Annotated in this window: 20 protein-coding genes and 2 other annotated features (1 of these 22 cut by a window edge); all 20 genes read right to left on the bottom strand. The window is 30.7% G+C overall.

The window, feature by feature from the left end; all coding sequences use genetic code 11:
* Positions 1-15: a sequence feature (ribosomal protein L10 leader region), on the bottom strand (it extends 116 nt beyond the left edge of the window).
* 52 nt (positions 16-67) lie between these two features.
* The 20 genes from rplA to radA all read right to left on the bottom strand — a co-directional run bounded on the left by rplA (position 68) and on the right by radA (position 17,929).
* Positions 68-766 carry a 50S ribosomal protein L1 gene (rplA, locus tag FRIFI_RS14695; RefSeq protein WP_092921771.1) on the bottom strand — a complete coding sequence of 233 codons (699 nt, stop codon included), beginning with the start codon at positions 764-766 and terminating at the stop codon, positions 68-70.
* Between the two features lie 76 nt (positions 767-842).
* On the bottom strand, positions 843-1,268 hold the full coding sequence (gene rplK / locus FRIFI_RS14690) for a 50S ribosomal protein L11 (protein ID WP_021121982.1): 426 nt from the start codon (positions 1,266-1,268) through the stop codon (positions 843-845).
* 36 nt (positions 1,269-1,304) lie between these two features.
* On the bottom strand, positions 1,305-1,847 hold the full coding sequence (gene nusG, locus FRIFI_RS14685) for a transcription termination/antitermination protein NusG (protein WP_166506189.1): 543 nt from the start codon (positions 1,845-1,847) through the stop codon (positions 1,305-1,307).
* A 15-nt stretch (positions 1,848-1,862) separates the two neighbouring features.
* Positions 1,863-2,087, bottom strand: coding sequence for a preprotein translocase subunit SecE (gene secE, locus FRIFI_RS14680; protein ID WP_092921768.1), 225 nt, complete (start codon positions 2,085-2,087; stop codon positions 1,863-1,865).
* Positions 2,088-2,109: 22 nt separating this feature from the next.
* Positions 2,110-2,259 carry a 50S ribosomal protein L33 gene (rpmG, locus tag FRIFI_RS14675; RefSeq protein ID WP_092921766.1) on the bottom strand — a complete coding sequence of 50 codons (150 nt, stop codon included), beginning with the start codon at positions 2,257-2,259 and terminating at the stop codon, positions 2,110-2,112.
* Between the two features lie 219 nt (positions 2,260-2,478).
* Positions 2,479-3,672, bottom strand: a complete 1,194-nt coding sequence (gene tuf, locus FRIFI_RS14670) for an elongation factor Tu (protein ID WP_092921788.1) — start codon at positions 3,670-3,672, stop codon at positions 2,479-2,481.
* A gap of 69 nt (positions 3,673-3,741) precedes the next feature.
* Positions 3,742-4,389, bottom strand: coding sequence for an RNA polymerase sporulation sigma factor SigH (gene sigH, locus FRIFI_RS14665; RefSeq protein WP_166506188.1), 648 nt, complete (start codon positions 4,387-4,389; stop codon positions 3,742-3,744).
* A gap of 61 nt (positions 4,390-4,450) precedes the next feature.
* Complete coding sequence (locus FRIFI_RS14660) at positions 4,451-4,978, bottom strand: NYN domain-containing protein (RefSeq protein ID WP_166506187.1); 528 nt, start codon at positions 4,976-4,978, stop codon at positions 4,451-4,453.
* Position 4,979: 1 nt separating this feature from the next.
* Positions 4,980-5,714: a 23S rRNA (guanosine(2251)-2'-O)-methyltransferase RlmB gene (gene rlmB / locus FRIFI_RS14655; RefSeq protein ID WP_166506186.1), complete on the bottom strand. Its 735-nt coding sequence runs from the start codon at positions 5,712-5,714 to the stop codon at positions 4,980-4,982.
* A 12-nt stretch (positions 5,715-5,726) separates the two neighbouring features.
* Positions 5,727-6,485, bottom strand: a complete 759-nt coding sequence (gene thyX, locus FRIFI_RS14650; protein ID WP_166506185.1) for an FAD-dependent thymidylate synthase — start codon at positions 6,483-6,485, stop codon at positions 5,727-5,729.
* 134 nt (positions 6,486-6,619) lie between these two features.
* Positions 6,620-7,015, bottom strand: coding sequence for a Mini-ribonuclease 3 (locus FRIFI_RS14645; RefSeq protein WP_166506184.1), 396 nt, complete (start codon positions 7,013-7,015; stop codon positions 6,620-6,622).
* 2 nt (positions 7,016-7,017) lie between these two features.
* Positions 7,018-8,415, bottom strand: a complete 1,398-nt coding sequence (gene cysS / locus FRIFI_RS14640; RefSeq protein ID WP_166506183.1) for a cysteine--tRNA ligase — start codon at positions 8,413-8,415, stop codon at positions 7,018-7,020.
* A 138-nt stretch (positions 8,416-8,553) separates the two neighbouring features.
* The gene (locus FRIFI_RS14635; RefSeq protein ID WP_166506182.1) at positions 8,554-8,709 is read right to left on the bottom strand and encodes a hypothetical protein; all 156 of its coding nucleotides are present in this window, start codon (positions 8,707-8,709) and stop codon (positions 8,554-8,556) included.
* 375 nt (positions 8,710-9,084) lie between these two features.
* Positions 9,085-10,566, bottom strand: a complete 1,482-nt coding sequence (gene gltX, locus FRIFI_RS14630) for a glutamate--tRNA ligase (protein ID WP_166506181.1) — start codon at positions 10,564-10,566, stop codon at positions 9,085-9,087.
* Positions 10,567-10,886: 320 nt separating this feature from the next.
* Positions 10,887-12,602: a proline--tRNA ligase gene (locus FRIFI_RS14625; RefSeq protein ID WP_166506180.1), complete on the bottom strand. Its 1,716-nt coding sequence runs from the start codon at positions 12,600-12,602 to the stop codon at positions 10,887-10,889.
* A gap of 70 nt (positions 12,603-12,672) precedes the next feature.
* Positions 12,673-12,879: a binding site (T-box leader), on the bottom strand.
* A gap of 135 nt (positions 12,880-13,014) precedes the next feature.
* Positions 13,015-13,494, bottom strand: a complete 480-nt coding sequence (ispF, locus tag FRIFI_RS14620) for a 2-C-methyl-D-erythritol 2,4-cyclodiphosphate synthase (protein WP_092921748.1) — start codon at positions 13,492-13,494, stop codon at positions 13,015-13,017.
* A 13-nt stretch (positions 13,495-13,507) separates the two neighbouring features.
* Positions 13,508-14,191, bottom strand: a complete 684-nt coding sequence (gene ispD, locus FRIFI_RS14615) for a 2-C-methyl-D-erythritol 4-phosphate cytidylyltransferase (protein ID WP_092921746.1) — start codon at positions 14,189-14,191, stop codon at positions 13,508-13,510.
* Positions 14,192-14,290: 99 nt separating this feature from the next.
* On the bottom strand, positions 14,291-15,376 hold the full coding sequence (locus tag FRIFI_RS14610) for a PIN/TRAM domain-containing protein (protein ID WP_166506179.1): 1,086 nt from the start codon (positions 15,374-15,376) through the stop codon (positions 14,291-14,293).
* A 106-nt stretch (positions 15,377-15,482) separates the two neighbouring features.
* Positions 15,483-16,553: a DNA integrity scanning diadenylate cyclase DisA gene (gene disA / locus FRIFI_RS14605; RefSeq protein WP_166506178.1), complete on the bottom strand. Its 1,071-nt coding sequence runs from the start codon at positions 16,551-16,553 to the stop codon at positions 15,483-15,485.
* A gap of 2 nt (positions 16,554-16,555) precedes the next feature.
* The gene (gene radA, locus FRIFI_RS14600) at positions 16,556-17,929 is read right to left on the bottom strand and encodes a DNA repair protein RadA (RefSeq protein ID WP_092921740.1); all 1,374 of its coding nucleotides are present in this window, start codon (positions 17,927-17,929) and stop codon (positions 16,556-16,558) included.
* Positions 17,930-18,059: the final 130 nt, after the last annotated feature.

The following is an 18,059-nucleotide window of genomic DNA, read 5'->3' as shown; positions in this document are numbered from 1 at the left end:
ATCTATTCTTTTTTATATCAACAAATGTTATATTAACATTTTTGTTTAGCCATGTCAACAGTTTTTATTATTCTGCTATTTTAGCTGGGTTTATTTTAACTCCAGGTCCCATAGTAGATGCAACTGTTATACTTCTTAAGTATTGTCCTTTAGCAGCAGCTGGCTTAGCTTTAACTATTGCTTCCATTAAAGTTGCAAAGTTTTCAGCTAACTTTTCTCCACCAAATGATACTTTTCCTACTGGAACGTGTATTATGTTAGTTTTGTCTAATCTGTACTCAACTTTACCTGCTTTTATTTCATCTATAGCTTTAGCTACATCAAATGTAACTGTTCCTGATTTAGGGTTTGGCATTAAACCTTTAGGTCCTAATACTCTACCTAATCTACCAACTACACCCATCATGTCTGGAGTAGCAACAACTATATCGAAATCAAACCAGTTTTCACCTTGTATTTTTTGAACTAATTCTTCAGCTCCTACAAAGTCAGCTCCAGCTTGTTCAGCTTCCTTAGCTTTTTCACCTTTAGCGAAAACTAAAACTTTCTTAGTTTTACCAGTTCCGTGAGGTAATACTACAGCACCTCTAACTTGTTGATCAGCGTGTCTTGAGTCAACACCTAATTTTATATGAGCTTCAACAGTCTCATCGAACTTAGCAGTAGCTATTTCACTAACTAATGCTAAAGCTTCTGTAGCATCGTAGAATTTAGCTCTGTCTACTTTGCTTAATGCTTCTACATATTTCTTTGCTTTTTTAGCCATTTTTATTTTCCTCCTTGTGGTTATATTCGGTTTTTAAACCTCCCACTTCTTAAAGAAGTGTCTAATTTATTTGAAATTAGTCTTCTACAACGATTCCCATACTTCTTGCAGTACCAGCTATCATTCTCATAGCAGATTCTACTGAAGCAGCGTTTAAGTCAGGCATCTTTAATTCAGCTATTTCTCTTATCTTAGCTGAAGATAAAGTAGCAACCTTCTTCTTGTTTGGTTCTCCTGATGCAGTATCTAAACCAGCAGCTTTCTTTAATAATACTGCAGCTGGTGGAGTTTTTGTTATGAATGAGAATGATCTATCTTGGTATACAGTTATAACAACTGGTATTATCATTCCAGCTTGATCTGCAGTCTTAGCATTGAATTCTTTTGTGAATCCCATTATGTTAACACCGTGTTGTCCTAATGCTGGACCAACTGGTGGTGCTGGAGTAGCCTTTCCTGCAGGTATTTGTAATTTTATTTGACCTATAACTTTTTTAGCCATTTTTCGTACCTCCTTATTTTTATATTTGAGTAACTATTATAATTTCTCTATACTATCTGACTCTACAACAAATAGAGTCTTCTTTCCAAATGCATCTATGCACACTTTAACTTCTTTAGCTTCTACGTCTATCGCTTCAACTGTACCTACTTGTCCAGCGAATGGTCCGTTTGAAACTTCAACAGCATCTCCTATTTCTAAGTCGATATCGCTGTTACCTATTTTAGGTTCAGTTAATTCTATGCCCATAGCTAGTACTTCATCTTCACTTAATGGTACTGGCTTAGACCCTGGTCCAACAAATCCAGTAACTCCCTTAGTATTTCTTACGACATACCAAGATTCATCAGTGATTATCATTTTTACTAGAACATAACCTGGAAATATCTTACGTTGTCTAGTTTTTTCTTTCCCTGTTTTAGTAGTTTCAACTACATCTTCAGTAGGTACAACTACTTGCTTTATGTAGTCTTCCATACCTCTAGTTTTTACAGCTTTTTCTATCGTAGCTTTAACCTTATTCTCATGTCCTGAATAAGTATGTGCAACATACCATCTTGCTTCTTGTAATTCCGACATTTTGATTCTCCTTTTCTATTTTAGTATCAGCCCTAGTGCACCAGATAATACACTATCTAAAACCCACACTAATATAGTAGATGAAATAACTACAGTTAAAACTACCCCTGTATTTTTAAGTAATTCTTTCCTACTTGGCCATGAAACTCTACTAAGTTCTTGTTTTGTTTCTTTTATATAAGATACTAAACCAGTTCTCTTTTTCTTAGTTCCTGCGCCTTGATTTGCTTGGGCAGCCATTTAATCCACTCCTTATAAAAAACTATTTTGTTTCTTTGTGAGTAGTGTGCTTCTTACAGAATCTACAGTATTTTTGTAATTCTATTCTGTCTGGGTTGTTTTTCTTGTTCTTAGTAGTGTTGTAGTTTCTTTGATTACACTCTGTACATGCTAAAGTTACTTTAACTCTCATCTGCTACACCTCCAACTTTTTTATGCAATAATAATTAATATATATATAATAATATAACACCTTAATTATTTATTGAGGTATTATTACCTTCCTGAATCATTACCTTGTATAAGTTATCACAAAATTATAGTGGTGTCAATGTTTTTGTGGTTTCTCTCTTTAAAAAAAGAGGGGGTTAAAACCCCTCTTTTATCTATAGATTAATCACCTAAGAAAAGATTACTCTATTATAGAAGCAACAACACCTGATGCTACTGTTCTTCCACCTTCTCTTATCGCGAATCTTAATCCTTCTTCTATTGCTATTGAGTTTATTAACTCTATAGTCATTTGTATGTTATCTCCAGGCATAACCATTTCTGTACCTTCTGGTAACTTACAAGTTCCTGTTACGTCAGTTGTTCTGAAGTAGAATTGTGGTCTGTATCCATCGAAGAATGGAGTATGTCTTCCACCTTCTTCTTTTTTAAGAACGTATACTTCTGCATTGAACTTAGTGTGAGGCTTAACTGTTCCTGGCTTAGCCATAACTTGTCCTCTTTCTATTTCATTTCTTTGTACACCTCTTATTAATGCTCCTATGTTATCTCCAGCTTGTGCTTGGTCTAATAACTTTCTGAACATTTCTACTCCTGTTACTACAACTTTTCTTGGCTCGTCAGCAAGTCCTACTATTTCAACTTCGTCTTGAACCTTTAATACTCCTCTTTCAACTCTACCTGTAGCAACTGTTCCTCTACCTGTTATAGAGAATACGTCTTCTACTGGCATTAAGAAGTCTTTGTCAACGTCTCTTTCTGGAGCTGGTATATATTCATCTATTTGCTCGAATAATTCAACTATTTTGTCTCCCCACTCTGAAGAAGAATCTTGTAATGCCATTAAAGCAGATCCTCTTACTATTGGAGTGTCATCTCCTGGGAATTCGTACTCATTTAATAAGTCTCTAACTTCCATTTCAACTAACTCTAATAATTCTTCGTCGTCTACCATATCACACTTGTTTAAGAATACTACTATGTATGGTACACCAACTTGTCTTGATAATAATATATGCTCTCTTGTTTGAGGCATTGGTCCATCAGTTGCTGAACAAACTAATATAGCACCATCCATTTGAGCTGCTCCTGTTATCATGTTCTTAACGTAGTCAGCATGTCCTGGACAGTCAACGTGTGCGTAGTGTCTGTTTGGAGTTTCGTATTCAACGTGAGCAGTTGATATTGTGATTCCTCTTTCTCTTTCTTCTGGAGCTTTATCTATGTTAGCGAAATCTACTGCTTCTCCTAATTGATATCTATCGAATAAAGTTTTTGTTATTGCAGCTGTTAATGTAGTTTTACCGTGGTCAACGTGACCTATAGTTCCTATATTAACATGTGGTTTATTTCTTTCAAATTTAGCTTTAGCCATTTTGAAATACCTCCTGTTTTTATATTATTAGTTATAGCTTACATTAAGCTTATGATAAGTATTTTACTATTAATTATTCCTGTTTTCAAGATGTTTTTCTAATTTTCTCTTGACTCTTTGAAGAGCATTATCTATTGATTTTACATCTCTTCCAAGCTTGTCTGCTATATACTGATAAGACTTACCATTTAAGTATAGTTCTAATACTTCTTGTTCTAGATCACTTAAAAGCTCATCCATCTTACTTTGAATGTGTTTTAGCTCCTCTTTACTTATTATAAGCTCTTCTGGATCACTAACTATGCTTGTTGCTATTATATCTAAAAGAGTTCTATCAGACTCCTCATCATATATCGGTTTATTTAATGATATGTAGGAATTTAACGGTATATGTTTTTGCCTAGTTGCTGTTTTTATAGCAGTTATTATTTGTCTAGTTATGCATATTTCAGCAAATCCTCTAAAAGAATTTGTTTTAGTAGCATCAAAATCTCTAACTGCTTTGTATAAACCTATCATACCTTCTTGTATTATATCTTCTTTGTCTGCCCCTATTAAAAAATATGATTTCGCTTTTGCTTTAACGAAATTTTTATATTTTTTTATAATATATTCTAATGCTATTGTATCCCCCTTACTCGCTTTTAATACTATTTCATACTCATCTTGTTGCGAATTATCTATTAACCCATATTTTTCGTCATTAGCTACGAACATGTAAATCTCCCCCAATAAAACATTTTCATAGCTATATTATAAGCGAATAATTTTAGTAATTTCAATGCATTCTACGAATGTTCTCAAGTTTCGACAATGTCTCTTTATCTAATCTTTCTTCTAACCAATTTCGCTGTATCTTTTTTTGGTTACTACTGTTTTTTTCCCTTATATTCGACTTAGCTTTGTCTAAGTCTAACTTTAACTCTCTGGCAGATATTCTTGTTGCTCCTTTTCCTAAAATAATTTGCTGTTCTGCATAATCATTTGTAGCAACTTTTATATCGTCGTATCTGGAAAGAGTACTTATAAATTTTTCTATGTAGCTATCTGCAGTTTGATGCTCTCTAGTGTATACCACAGTTATATATTTCCTGTCTTCTACAGTTTCTCTACTATGCTTTACATTATATGCATCAAACACTATTATAGCTTTTCTTCCTGTAAATTCAGCATATTCGATTATTATGTCTATTAATTTTTCCCTAGCACTTTCTAGACTTGTTTGAGCAATGTCCTTTAATTCATCCCATGCGTTTATTATATTGTAACCATCTATTATTAGATAACTTTTTACATTTCTTCTCAATTTATTTTACACCTGATCTTTGTTTAAATATCTCATAAAGAAGTATTCCACCTGCTACAGATGCATTTAGCGATGTAACATTACCTATCATAGGCATTTTTATAGTGAAGTCGCAGTTTTGTTTAACTAATCTAGATATACCAAAACCTTCACTTCCTATTACAAGACCTATTGAACCTGTAAGGTTTTGCTCATAAAATACTTGTCCATCCATATCAGCTGCTGCTATCCATAGTCCTTCTTCTTTTAGTCTCTTTATCGTATTAACTATATTAGTTACCTTACATATAGGTACATATTCTACAGCTCCTGCTGATGCTTTAGCAACTACTGGGGTAACGTGAACTGATCTTCTTTTTGGTATTATAACCCCATGAGCTCCAACTGCATCTGCTGTTCTAATTATTGAACCTAAATTGTGAGGGTCTGTTATTTCATCTAGTATTATAAAAAATGGATCTTCTCCTTTTTCTTTAACACTATCTATTAAATCATCTAATTCCCAATACTTAAGTTCACTTACTTGAGCTATTACACCTTGATGAGAGTGACTTGTACTAATTTCATCTAATTTATGCTTATCAACATATTGAACTATTATGTTCTTTTCTTTAGCCATTGCTATTATTTTTTTTATTGATCCTTCTTTTGCAGAGTTAGATACCATTATCTTATCTATTTCTCTACCATTTTTTATTGCTTCTATTACAGGATTTCTACCTTCTATACTTGCCAATTCTTTCACCGCCTATAAATTTTTAAACTTGTCTCTTATCTGAACTATATTCCCACATGTCATGTTACCTTCTGGGCAAGGTCCTTTTACACATTTAGGTCCTATATTTTTAAATAAGATTGGAGCTACTTGCTTTAATTGTCTTAGCATTTCTATTGATAGCTCTCTTATTTCCCATTGTGCCCTCTCACAGCATCTATGATTTAAGAAATTATATAAACTTCTTGTATTCATAGTAAATACTACTTTTGTTTCACATGCATTAGGAAATACATATCTAGCATCTTCTATTGCTTTCTTTTCAGCTTGTCTTTTAGCTTCTTTTTCATTTTTTCCATCTTTTATCATATTATTATAATGTTTATCAAATAATATATCCACTAATTTATCATATGATTTTTGATCTTCTTCCATAGCTTGTATAAATACTTCTTTAGCTTCTTTTACTGCTTCTATCTCTGGTGGTACTATATACTCAAATTGATCTAACTTTACATACCTTTGACTTTGTTGTGAATAGCTTGCTATACGATGTCTAACTAATTGGTGAGAACAAGCTCTTGATATTCCTTCAACTGCAAATGTAAATGATACATGCTCTAATGGAGATTCATGCCCTATATTTATTAACATATTTAGAAATCTATCTACCGATTCATCTGTTAGATTTTCTTCTATTTGATCCACCCCTACTGCTGAATAACATAGTTTTGCAGCCATTGATATTACCTTTTCTGGTTCTGGTGTATGTGCTAATAATTTTACTTTCATCTCTAAAACCTCTTCCTTAAAATATTCATATTTTTTATTATACAATATTAAAATTATATTTTTTTATTTATTTTGTCTATCATAAAAAAGTATATATACTCGTATATAAAAAGGTATTGTTTTTAACAATACCTTTACATATTTTTTTCTATGATATTTATGCCTTTTTCAACTATGTAGTCAAGCCTATCTTTCTCTCCGCCTAAATGTAGATATCCCACTAAAGCTTCGAACCCAGTTGCACATTTATAGTCTATAATATCTGCATTTTTAGGAGAAGTATGAGATTTTTGATTTCTACCTCTTTTGTAGATTCTTAATTCATCTTCACTTAACTCATCTTCTATTTCATGCATTACTGTCGCCTGTGCCTTAGCATTAACATACTTTATAGCTGACTTGTGAAGGTCATTGACCTTTTTGTTGATGTTCTTTCTTATTAGATACTCTCTTATATATGACTCATATATTGTATCACCTATATAGGCTAATACTAATGGAGACATTGTTATTAATTCCGTTCTATTCATAATTATGCTCTCTTCCACTTAGTTCCTTGTCTAGTATCTTCTAGTATTATGCCTTTTTCTAATAACTCTTGTCTTATATCATCTGCTAATTTATAATCTTTATTTTTCTTAGCATCTACTCTTTTTTGTATAAGATTTTCTATTTCTTCATCTAATATATCATCATTTTTCTTATTAACTATATTTAATACAGAAGTTAATTCATTAAATTCATCTAGACATAATTTAGCAAATTCTAAAGAAGAATTTTCATTTACATTAGTGTTTATAAACTTAGATAATTCAAATATAGCACTTATTGCATCTGCTGTATTTAAGTCATCTTCCATAGCGTTTATAAACTTTTCTCTGTAACTATTTAATTCAGATACTAAATCTTTTTCTCCTTCAGTTAAAGAACTTTCTTTTAAGTTTTCTATTGTGAATTCTAATTTTTCTTTAGCATTGTAAAGTCTTTCAAGCCCTGCTTTAGCTTGTGCTAACATTTCATCACTGAAGTTAACTGGATTTCTGTAATGTGCAGATAACATGAAGAATCTTACTATTTCTAAATCATATTTTTCAGATATCTCTCTTACTGTAAAGAAGTTTCCTAGAGATTTACTCATTTTTTCATTGTTTATGTTTATGTATCCATTGTGTACCCAATAATTAGAGAAAGTTTTTCCACTTCTAGCTTCACTTTGAGCTATTTCATTTTCATGGTGAGGGAATGTTAAATCTTGACCTCCAGCATGTATATCTATAGTTTCACCTAAGTATCTCTTAGACATAACTGAACATTCTATATGCCATCCTGGTCTACCTTCTCCCCATGGACTTTCCCATCCTGGTTCTCCTTCTTTTTTTGCTTTCCAAAGAACGAAATCCATTGGATGTCTCTTTTGACTATTAACTTCTATTCTTGCTCCAGCTTCTAAATCGTCTTGATTTTGTTTAGAAAGTTTTCCGTATCCTTCAAATTTTTTAGTGTCAAAGTATACATCTCCGTTAGATTCATAAGCATATCCTTTTTCTTCTAATTCCTTAACAAAATCTATTATTTGTTGTATGTTATCTGTTACTCTAGGATGAACATCTGCTCTTTTTATTCCTAATCCATCAGCATCAACAAAATACTCATTTATGTATTTATTAGCCACTTCTTCTGGTGCTATGTTTTCTTCATGACCTCTTTTTATTATTTTATCATCTACATCTGTAAAGTTTTGAACGTAAGTTACATCAAAACCTCTATATTCTAAATATCTTCTAAGTGTATCAAACATTATGAAAGGTCTAGCATTACCTATATGTATATAGTTGTAAACTGTAGGTCCACACACATACATTTTTACCTTTCCTTCTTCTAATGGAACAAATTCTTCTTTTGTTCTTGTTAATGTATTGTATAACTTCACTCTTATCACCTCACTGATTGTTATATTATTTCTTAACTATCTATATATTATATTATAGTTTAAATTCTTTACAATTAATAGTACTACTATTATGTCCTTATGATTTTAAAAAAATCTGATTGCAAAAAAATTATAGGTTTATTCTTCTAAAAATGAAATTTTTTTTAAGGAACAAGTATTATAAGTTTCTTCACTTATAATTTTTTCTTTTTTTAACTTCTCTAGTATGTTAACATAATCTGCACATAAACTTTTCAATTCTTTTTTTATATCATCTTTATTATTACTATACATAGTTACCCTCCCTGGTATAAAGTAAAACTATATTGTATTTTAAAAATAACTTTTCAAATAATTTATTTTCTTATGCTTTTTATATATTAACTTTGTTTTAAATAATCCCTTTAGTTATACCCATAAATCTTTTCATCAAAATACTACACAAATAATTTTTTACTCTTCATAGTACTAAAAATTAACATATATTTCTTTCTTTCTATTTTGTTTATTTCTCTTATTATATATAAAACTCCTAGATATGCTACATTTTTTGAATATAATATATTTAGTAAAATTTTAAAATAAATATAATTATTATTTAATGCTATTTATATAATCTATGTTGAAATTAATAAAAAAACTCACCTAACTAGGTGAGCTCTTTTCATATTATAATATGTTGTTTTTAACGTATGCTATTCTCTCTAAACAATTTTCTTTTCCTAGAACTTCCATAGTCTTTGGTAAATCTGGTCCATGCATTTGTCCTGTTAATATTACTCTAGAACCCATGAATAAGTTTTTACCTTTTATACCGTGTTCTTTTTGTATTTCTTTAAACATAGCTTTAACAAATGCTTCATCTACAACTTCTGCATTTTCTATCTTAGTTTGTAATGCATCTATTAAAGTTGGTATATGTTCTAAGTTTAAGAATTCTCTACATTCTTCAGTTTCTAATTTAACTTCATTTGAGAAGAATATATTAGCATGTTCAGTTATTTCTTTTACATATTGTAATTTTTCTTTAACAACTGATACCATTCCTTTTATAAAATCATACTTAGTAGTAGCTTCTTCTTCTGTTATAAGACCAGCTTCAACTAAGAAAGGTATAGCTAAGTCTGTTAAGTAGCTATCATCTGCTTCCTTTATATAATGTTGGTTAACCCAGTTTAGTTTTTCTGTATCAAATACTCCACCACTCTTAGATACTCTTTCTACAGAGAAAGCTTTCTCTAATTCTTCCATAGTGAATATTTCTTGGTTGTCTTCTGGAGACCAGCCAACTAATGCAACATAGTTAACTAATCCTTGTGGTAAATATCCTTTTTTCTTGAAGTCTTCAACTGCAACATCACCATGTCTCTTACTTAACTTTTTCTTTTCTTTGTTAAGTATATTTGGTAAATGTACAAATGTTGGTGCTTCCCATCCAAATGCTTCATATAAGTAAACATGCTTTGGAGTTGAAGAAACCCATTCTTCTCCTCTTATAACATGAGTTATTTTCATTAAATGGTCATCAACTACAACTGCAAAGTGATAAGTTGGGAATCCATCAGTCTTTATTAAAACTTGGTCATCTAAATCATTAGTGTTAAATTCTGTTTCACCTCTAACTAAGTCAGTGAATTTTATAACATGATTTTCAGGTAATTTTAATCTTATAACGTAAGGTTCTCCTGCTGCTATCTTAGCTTCAACTTCTTCTTTAGAAAGATCTCTACAGTGACCATCGTATCTTGGAGTTTCTCCAGCTTCTTTTTGCTTTTCTCTTACTTCGTCTAATCTTTCTTTTGTACAGAAACAGTAGTATGCTTGTCCATTATCTAATAATTGTTTTATATAATCTTTATATATATCTAATCTTTCAGATTGTATATATGGCCCATTTTCACCTACTTGAGTTATGTTTCCATTTTCATCTATCATAACACCTTCGCTATGATTAACTCCAGCCCAACTCATAGCATTAAGCATATTTTCTATTGCACCATCCACTAATCTAGTTTGGTCTGTGTCTTCTACTCTTAATATGTACTCTCCACCCATTCTCTTTGCAAATAAGTAGTTATATAAAGCAGTTCTTAAACTACCTATGTGTACAAATCCAGTTGGACTTGGAGCAAATCTTACTCTTACATTCATTTGAATAGCCTCCTCTAATAGTTGTTATGTATAAATTTATAATATCAGAATAACACATATATTGTAATGTTATTTTACCCAAATCTATGTTAAAATCGCGATATTATTATATTTTTATACCTACAAGTATACACCTATAAATCTATTTTATAAGTACTAACTTAAAAAAATTTAAATTTATCTTATTTTAAGCTCTTATTTTATATTAAAATTTTGTGGATAATATGATTTTCTACACAATTAAAATAGTATATATATCCACATATTAACCATTTTTTGTTGATAGTTTAGTGAATTATATATACTATTTATTATCTATACTATCCTAACTTAACGTTATTCTTAACAAACTCAGCTTCTATTTTAGATTTTATTTCATCTAAGCTTATTAATTCTTTATCTTGGGCATCTCTTAATTTAAATTCAACTTTACCGTCAGTTATATCTTTACCAACTGTGATTCTCATTGGTATACCTACTAATTCGCTATCCTTGAACTTAACTCCAACTCTTTCGTCCCTATCATCTAATAATACTTCTACACCCATAGATTGTAACTCATTGTATATCTTTTCAGCAGCTTCCATTTGCTCTGCTTTTTTGATATTCACTGGTACAACTACTACATGATATGGAGCTATTGATAATGGCCATATTATACCATTTTCATCATGATGTTGCTCTATTATAGCAGCAGCAGTTCTTTCTATACCTATACCATAGCATCCCATTACTATTGGCTTAGATTTTCCATCTTTATCTATATAGTTAGCTCCCATAGTTTCTGAGTACTTAGTTCCTAACTTGAATATATGACCAACTTCTACCCCTCTAGCTATTTCTAATTCAGAACCACATTTAGTACATTTATCTCCTTCAGTAACATTTCTGAAATCTCCAACTGTACCTTCGAAATCTCTTCCATAGTTAGCATTTTGTATGTGGTATTCATCTTTATTAGCACCTATAACTAAATTATTTTGTTCAGCTACTTCATTATCTATAAATACATAGTCAGCTTCAACACCTATTGGTCCAGCAAATCCTATACCTGCTTTAGTTACAGCCCTTACAACTTCTTCTCTAGCAAGTTCAAACTCTACTGCTCCACCTATAGCATTAGCAACCTTAGTTTCATTAACTTCTCTATCTCCTCTTACTACAACCACAACAGTCTTTCCATCTACTTCATATACTAAAGTCTTAGCAAATCTATTTGCTGGTAAGTTGAAGAATTTTTCTAAATCTTCTATTGTGTGAACATTTGGAGTATGTATTTCTGTTAATTCTTTCATTTCTTCTTTATCTAAAGAAGTATTTACTGAAACAGCTTTTTCCATATTTGCTGCATAGTCACATCCACTACAGAATACTATTTCATCTTCTCCTACTTCTGATTTAACCATGAATTCTGCTGAAACAGATCCACCTATTGCTCCTGTATCTGCTTGAACTGGACTATTATCTAATCCACATCTAGCGAATATATTTGTATAAGCATCATACATATCTTGGTATGATTTATCTAATCCTGCTTCATCTATATCAAAACTATATGCATCTTTCATAGTGAAAGTTCTAGTTCTCATAACCCCAAATCTAGGTCTTCTCTCATCTCTATATTTAACTTGTATTTGATATAAGTTAAGTGGTAATTGCTTGTAAGAAGTTATTTCTTGTCTTATTAAATCTGTGAACACTTCTTCATGAGTTGGTCCAAGGCAGAAATCTCTATCATTTCTATCTTTCACTCTCATCATTTCTGCACCCATTACGTCCCATCTTCCAGACTCTTTCCATAACTCAGATGGTATTAATCCTGAACATAGTATTTCTTGGCATCCTTTTTTCTCTAACTCCTCTCTTACTATGTTTTCTATTTTTTTGAAAACTCTTATACCCATTGGTAATTGATTATATACTCCTGATGCCATCTTTCTTATCATACCAGCTCTCATCATTAATTGATGACTTGTTATTTCTGCATCAGCTGGAACTTCTCTTAATGTTGGCATAAACATTTTTGACATTTTCATAGTTATTTCCTCCTGTTTTATATTTTGAAAGTCTTAATATTAAAAAAAACCTTCCGTCTCTATACATATGTATAGAGACGGAAGGTTGAATTTCCGCGGTACCACTCTAATTAGCCATTGGCTCTCTTTAGGGGATATAACGGTCCCTACCGTAAAGGTTTGTTACCACCTTTATGCTAAAAGATTGGTTCAAAGATTATATCTTAGGAACTTTCACCAAATGTTCCCTCTCTGTGAAGACTCTAGTCTTTTACTATTTCTTTATTATAGCTTTGATTTATGTTTTTTATTTATTGTATGTTGTTATTAATAATAATATTATTGTATTCATTTATTGTTGCACATTTTAAGGAATAATTAATTATTAATTTTATTTTTCCATACTTATGAGATAATATTATATTATTTCATATTAGTTGTCAACTTTAACTAATAAACAAATACTTTGTGATGCTATACCTTGCTTTGTACCTGTAAAACCAAGTCCTTCTTCTGTTGTTGCTTTTACATTTATTCTGTCTAAGTTAGTATTTAAAGCATTAGCTATATTCTCTCTCATACTTTGAATATGTGGTGCCATTTTTGGCGCTTGCGCTATTATTGTAGCATCTATGTTACCTATAGTATATCCCTTTTCTATTATTAGATTATTTACATGTCTAAGTAATTCTATACTATCTGCTCCTTTATATCTTTCATCTGTATCAGGGAAATGCTTACCTATATCTCCTAATGCTAATGCTCCTAACATAGAATCCATTATTGCATGAACTAAAACATCTGCATCTGAATGTCCTAATAATCCCGTTTCATGTGGAACATTAACTCCACCCATTATAAGTTTTCTACCTTCAACTAATTTATGAACATCATATCCTAATCCTACTCTCATTATATAGCCTCCGTTAAATTTGATCTTTTAATATTTGTGATCCTATACTTAAATCTTCTTGTGTTGTTATCTTAATGTTATTATATGAACCTTCTATCATTTTAACCTTATATCCTATTTCCTCTACTAACATTGCATCATCTGTTCCGTAGAAATTATTTTTAAAGGCATCTTCATATGATTTTAGTAATATATCGTATTTAAATGTCTGTGGTGTATGAACTGCCCACAAAGTACTTCTATTCGGTGTATCTATTATATCTTTATTTTCATTAACCACTTTTATAGTATCTTTTACCGGTACTCCTACAACTACTGCATTATTTTCTTTGGCTTCGTCTATTGATTTTCTTATAATTTCTTTTGTTACAAATGGCCTTGCCCCATCATGTATTAATACTATCTCACAATCTTTATTTAAACTTTTAAGTCCATTATATACAGAGTCTTGTCTTTCCTTCCCACCAAAAGCAATCTTTATGTTATGTAAATTATACTTTTCTATAATTTCTTTCTTAAAGAATTCTTCTTCTTCTTTTTTTATAACTACAACAATATCTTGTATATCATCATTTTTATAAAACTTTTCTATTGTATATGCTATTATTTCTTTGTTATTAAGCTTTATAAATTGTTTATTTATCCCCATTTTCATTCTACTTCCACTACCAGCTGCTACTATAACAACGCCATTCATTTAATCACCTCTTTATATACAATTAACACTTATATATTAACTACTTTATCTAATAAATTATATCAAAAAAGCCTTCGAAAATACGAAGACTTTTAAAATTTAAACTTTAGGTTTTCCAAATATCATTCTTCCAGCTGGAGTTTGTAATACAGATGTAACTAAAACACTTATAGTTTGTCCCATGTATTTTTTACCTCCATCTACAACTATCATAGTACCATCATCTAGGTATGCTATACCTTGACTATGTTCTTTACCTTCTTTTACTACTTGAACCACCATAGCTTCTCCTGGTATTGCTACTGGCTTAACAGCATTAGCTAGTTCATTTATGTTTAATACCTCAACACCTTGAACTTGTGCTACTTTGTTTAAATTGTAATCGTTAGTTACAACCTTACCATTTAGAGTCTTAGCTAGCTTTAAAAGCTTACTGTCTACTTCAGCTATATCGTCAAAATCAGTTTTAGTAATTTCAACTTCTATTTGTAGTTCTTCTTTTATTATATTAAGTATATCTAATCCTCTTCTTCCTCTAACTCTTTTTAAGTCATCTGAAGAGTCCGCTATATGTCTTAATTCATCTAAAACGAATTCAGGTATAACTAATTTACCTTCAACGAATCCAGTTTTGCATATGTCTGCTATTCTACCATCTATTATTACACTCGTATCTAATACTTTAGGTGGTATAACCCTGTTTATTTCCTTCTTAGATCCTTTATCTTTCATAGATCCTGAAATTTTGCTTAACTTTCCTAAGTTAAATAAGTCATCTTTACTCTTTAATGCTACTCTTATACCTAAGTAGCCCATAAACCCATATGTAATAAAAGCTAAGAATCCTCCGATTATAGGTATTGTGCTCATTATACCACTTACTAAGTAAGCTATTACGAACCCAACTATAAGACCTATAGATCCTAGTAATATATCTGTTTGAGGATATTTTGATATTTCTTTATCCATAACCTTAGCAATATCCTTAAATTTATCAGTAAACCACGGCTCTATTGCATAGAATATGATTCCTACAACTATCCCAACTGAAACAGATGCAATTAAACCATATATCTCTGCACCAAATTTAAGTGCCGGAAATGCTTTCATTAAAGTTGCATATGTAGTCATACCTAGAGCAAACCCCAGTATGCTTGTTATAAATCTTATCACTTTTGGTATCAATTCTTCACCCCCGGATTAATACTTAATATTTTTTTATTATAATCTATAATACCATATTTATTCAACAACAAAGTCCTTAAATATATCTTAAATCCTTATTAATAAATTATATAAGTCTATCTAGTAATACTAATTGTTTCATTTTTATTAGTCCATTTCTTATATATGTTGCCCTTATTTCACCTATCCCCTCTACATCATCTAAATCTTCAATAGATGCATCTAGTATTTCTTGGAAATCTTCAAAGTAATTTACTAAATTTTCAATTATAGTTGATGGTAATCTATGTATCTTATTTAATACTCTATACCCTCTTGGTCTTATCTCCATATCCATATTTTCAGAGAATCCACTATAACCTAAAAGTTTAGCCATATTAGTTAAATCTACTAATTCTTCGGGAGATAATGTTTTTATTTTCTTTTTAAATAACTTTATGTCTATATCTTCTTTGCTATAATCTTTTAGTATAAGTTTTTGGTCAATTTTAGTTGTTCCAACTAATTCTTCTAACTGCATTCTGACTAGTGTTCCTTCTTGCCCAAGCTCTATAATATATTTTTCTATTATACTTGTAATTCTCATAACCATTTCCATTTTTTGAAGTACAATTGCTACATCGTATATAGTTACTAAATCATTAAATTCTAATGCATTTAGGCTTGCTACAGCTTGATCTAATACTGCTTTATATTTTTCTAAAGTCTGTAATGCTTGGTTAGCTTTTGTAAATATTTTTGATATTTCTTCTAGCGCATACTTTTGATCTCCTCTGTATACAGTTATTACATTTCTTCTTTGAGATATAGCAATAACTATAGAACCAGTCTGCCTTGCAACTCTCTCTGCTGTTCTATGTCTTGTCCCTGTTTCAGATGTAGGAATAGAATAATCAGGTATTAATTGTGCATTTGCAAATAATATCTTCTTAACATCTTGACTAAGTACTATAGCCCCGTCCATTTTTGCTAATTCATATAAATATGCAGGTGAATAATCTGCATTTATATTAAATCCTCCATCTACAACCTTCATTGTATCTTCTCCATTTGATATAACTATCAAACCACCGGTCTTAGCTTTTAGTACATTTTCTAAACCTTGTCTTAATGGACTTCCAGGAGATATCATTTTTAATGCGTGTAATACATTCTTATTATTTAAGATATCTTCCATTATTATTTATTACCCCCTAGTACTATATTTATAGCTTGTCTTAAATTATCAACTGGCCATATTTCTATACCTTTAACATCTTTTACTGCATCATAATTACTTCTTGGTATAACCATTTTTGAAAATCCTAATTTTTTACACTCAGCTATTCTCTTTTCTATATAGCTAACTGCTCTTACTTCTCCTGTTAAACCTACTTCTCCTGTTACTGCTATTTTTTCATCAACTTCAATGTTTCTAAAACTTGATGCAACGGCAATTATTATACCTAAATCTATTGAAGGCTCATTTATTTTTATACCCCCTACAATATTTAAATACACATCTTGATTTTGAATTTGCAATCCTACTCTCTTTTCTAAAACAGCTAATAACATAGCAACTCTATTATAATCAACCCCTGTAGCTGTCCTTTTAGGAATACCAAAACTAGTTGGGGATACTAATGCTTGCAGTTCTAAAAGCATTGGTCTGGTCCCTTCTACTGTAGATATTATTACAGAACCAGCCACATCTTTTGGCTTTTCTGATATAAGTATCTTAGATGGATTTTCTAACTCTACCAAACCTAAATCTCTCATTTCAAAGACACCTAGTTCATTAGTCGAACCAAATCTATTCTTTACAGCTCTTACTAATCTATATGTATTATATCTTTCTCCTTCAAAATATAAAACTGTATCCACCATATGCTCTAATAATTTAGGACCTGCCAATGAACCTTCTTTTGTTACATGTCCAACTACGAAGGTTGATATACCCATTTTTTTAGAAATTTTCATGAATTTAGATGTACCTTCTTTAATTTGGCTAACAGTTCCTGGAGCTGATGATATTTCTGGGCTATAAACAGTTTGAATAGAATCTAATATGATAAGTTCTGGATTTATACTTTCTAAATGAGCTTCTATTATACTTAAATTATTCTCTGCGAATATATACAGATTATCTGAACTTATACCTAACCTTTGAGCTCTCATTTTTATTTGAGATTCAGACTCTTCTCCTGATATGTAAAGTACTCTTTTTCCTGAGTTTGCAACATTGCTTGAAACTTGTATTAGTAGTGTAGATTTACCTATCCCTGGGTCTCCTCCAACAAGAACTAATGACCCCTTTACAACACCTCCACCTAACACTCTATCCAATTCATTTATACACGTTGAAAATCTTTCTTCTTCTTTAGTTTGTATAGAATTTATACTTACTGGTCTTGATGATGATTTATCTATAATGAAAACTTCTTTTTTACTTCCTTTTTGCTCAATTTCCTCTACGAAAGTATTCCACTTTGTACATTCAGGGCATTTCCCTAACCATTTTGAAGTTTCATACCCACATTCTTGACATACATATTTTGTTTTTATTTTTGCCATATAATTCACCCTTAAATTCTTTTTGTCTATATAATTTTAGCATATCTATATAATATTATGTAGAATCTTTAAAATCCTTTATAGCTAATATACCTATATATTATACTAATATTTTTTGCTTATAAAAATA

The sequence above is a fragment of the Romboutsia hominis genome (assembly GCF_900002575.1).
GTDB lineage: Bacteria > Bacillota > Clostridia > Peptostreptococcales > Peptostreptococcaceae > Romboutsia_C > Romboutsia_C hominis.
Note: the sequence above shows the minus strand (reverse complement) of the source record. Positions and strands in the feature narration are given on the sequence as shown.

What these genes read in the sequence shown, in the direction of transcription:
- ispF (WP_092921748.1), bottom strand. Translation starts at nt 13,494, where the DNA reads ATGAGAGTAGGATTAGGATATGATGTTCATAAATTAGTTGAAGGTAGA.
- FRIFI_RS14635 (WP_166506182.1), bottom strand. Translation starts at nt 8,709, where the DNA reads ATGTATAGTAATAATAAAGATGATATAAAAAAAGAATTGAAAAGTTTA.
- nusG (WP_166506189.1), bottom strand. Translation starts at nt 1,847, where the DNA reads ATGTCGGAATTACAAGAAGCAAGATGGTATGTTGCACATACTTATTCA.
- rplK (WP_021121982.1), bottom strand. Translation starts at nt 1,268, where the DNA reads ATGGCTAAAAAAGTTATAGGTCAAATAAAATTACAAATACCTGCAGGA.
- secE (WP_092921768.1), bottom strand. Translation starts at nt 2,087, where the DNA reads ATGGCTGCCCAAGCAAATCAAGGCGCAGGAACTAAGAAAAAGAGAACT.
- gltX (WP_166506181.1), bottom strand. Translation starts at nt 10,566, where the DNA reads ATGAATGTAAGAGTAAGATTTGCTCCAAGTCCAACTGGATTTGTACAC.
- disA (WP_166506178.1), bottom strand. Translation starts at nt 16,553, where the DNA reads ATGGAAGATATCTTAAATAATAAGAATGTATTACACGCATTAAAAATG.
- sigH (WP_166506188.1), bottom strand. Translation starts at nt 4,389, where the DNA reads ATGTTCGTAGCTAATGACGAAAAATATGGGTTAATAGATAATTCGCAA.
- ispD (WP_092921746.1), bottom strand. Translation starts at nt 14,191, where the DNA reads ATGAATGGCGTTGTTATAGTAGCAGCTGGTAGTGGAAGTAGAATGAAA.
- rpmG (WP_092921766.1), bottom strand. Translation starts at nt 2,259, where the DNA reads ATGAGAGTTAAAGTAACTTTAGCATGTACAGAGTGTAATCAAAGAAAC.
- FRIFI_RS14645 (WP_166506184.1), bottom strand. Translation starts at nt 7,015, where the DNA reads ATGAATAGAACGGAATTAATAACAATGTCTCCATTAGTATTAGCCTAT.
- thyX (WP_166506185.1), bottom strand. Translation starts at nt 6,485, where the DNA reads ATGAAAGTAAAATTATTAGCACATACACCAGAACCAGAAAAGGTAATA.
- rplA (WP_092921771.1), bottom strand. Translation starts at nt 766, where the DNA reads ATGGCTAAAAAAGCAAAGAAATATGTAGAAGCATTAAGCAAAGTAGAC.
- tuf (WP_092921788.1), bottom strand. Translation starts at nt 3,672, where the DNA reads ATGGCTAAAGCTAAATTTGAAAGAAATAAACCACATGTTAATATAGGA.
- FRIFI_RS14625 (WP_166506180.1), bottom strand. Translation starts at nt 12,602, where the DNA reads ATGAAAATGTCAAAAATGTTTATGCCAACATTAAGAGAAGTTCCAGCT.
- radA (WP_092921740.1), bottom strand. Translation starts at nt 17,929, where the DNA reads ATGGCAAAAATAAAAACAAAATATGTATGTCAAGAATGTGGGTATGAA.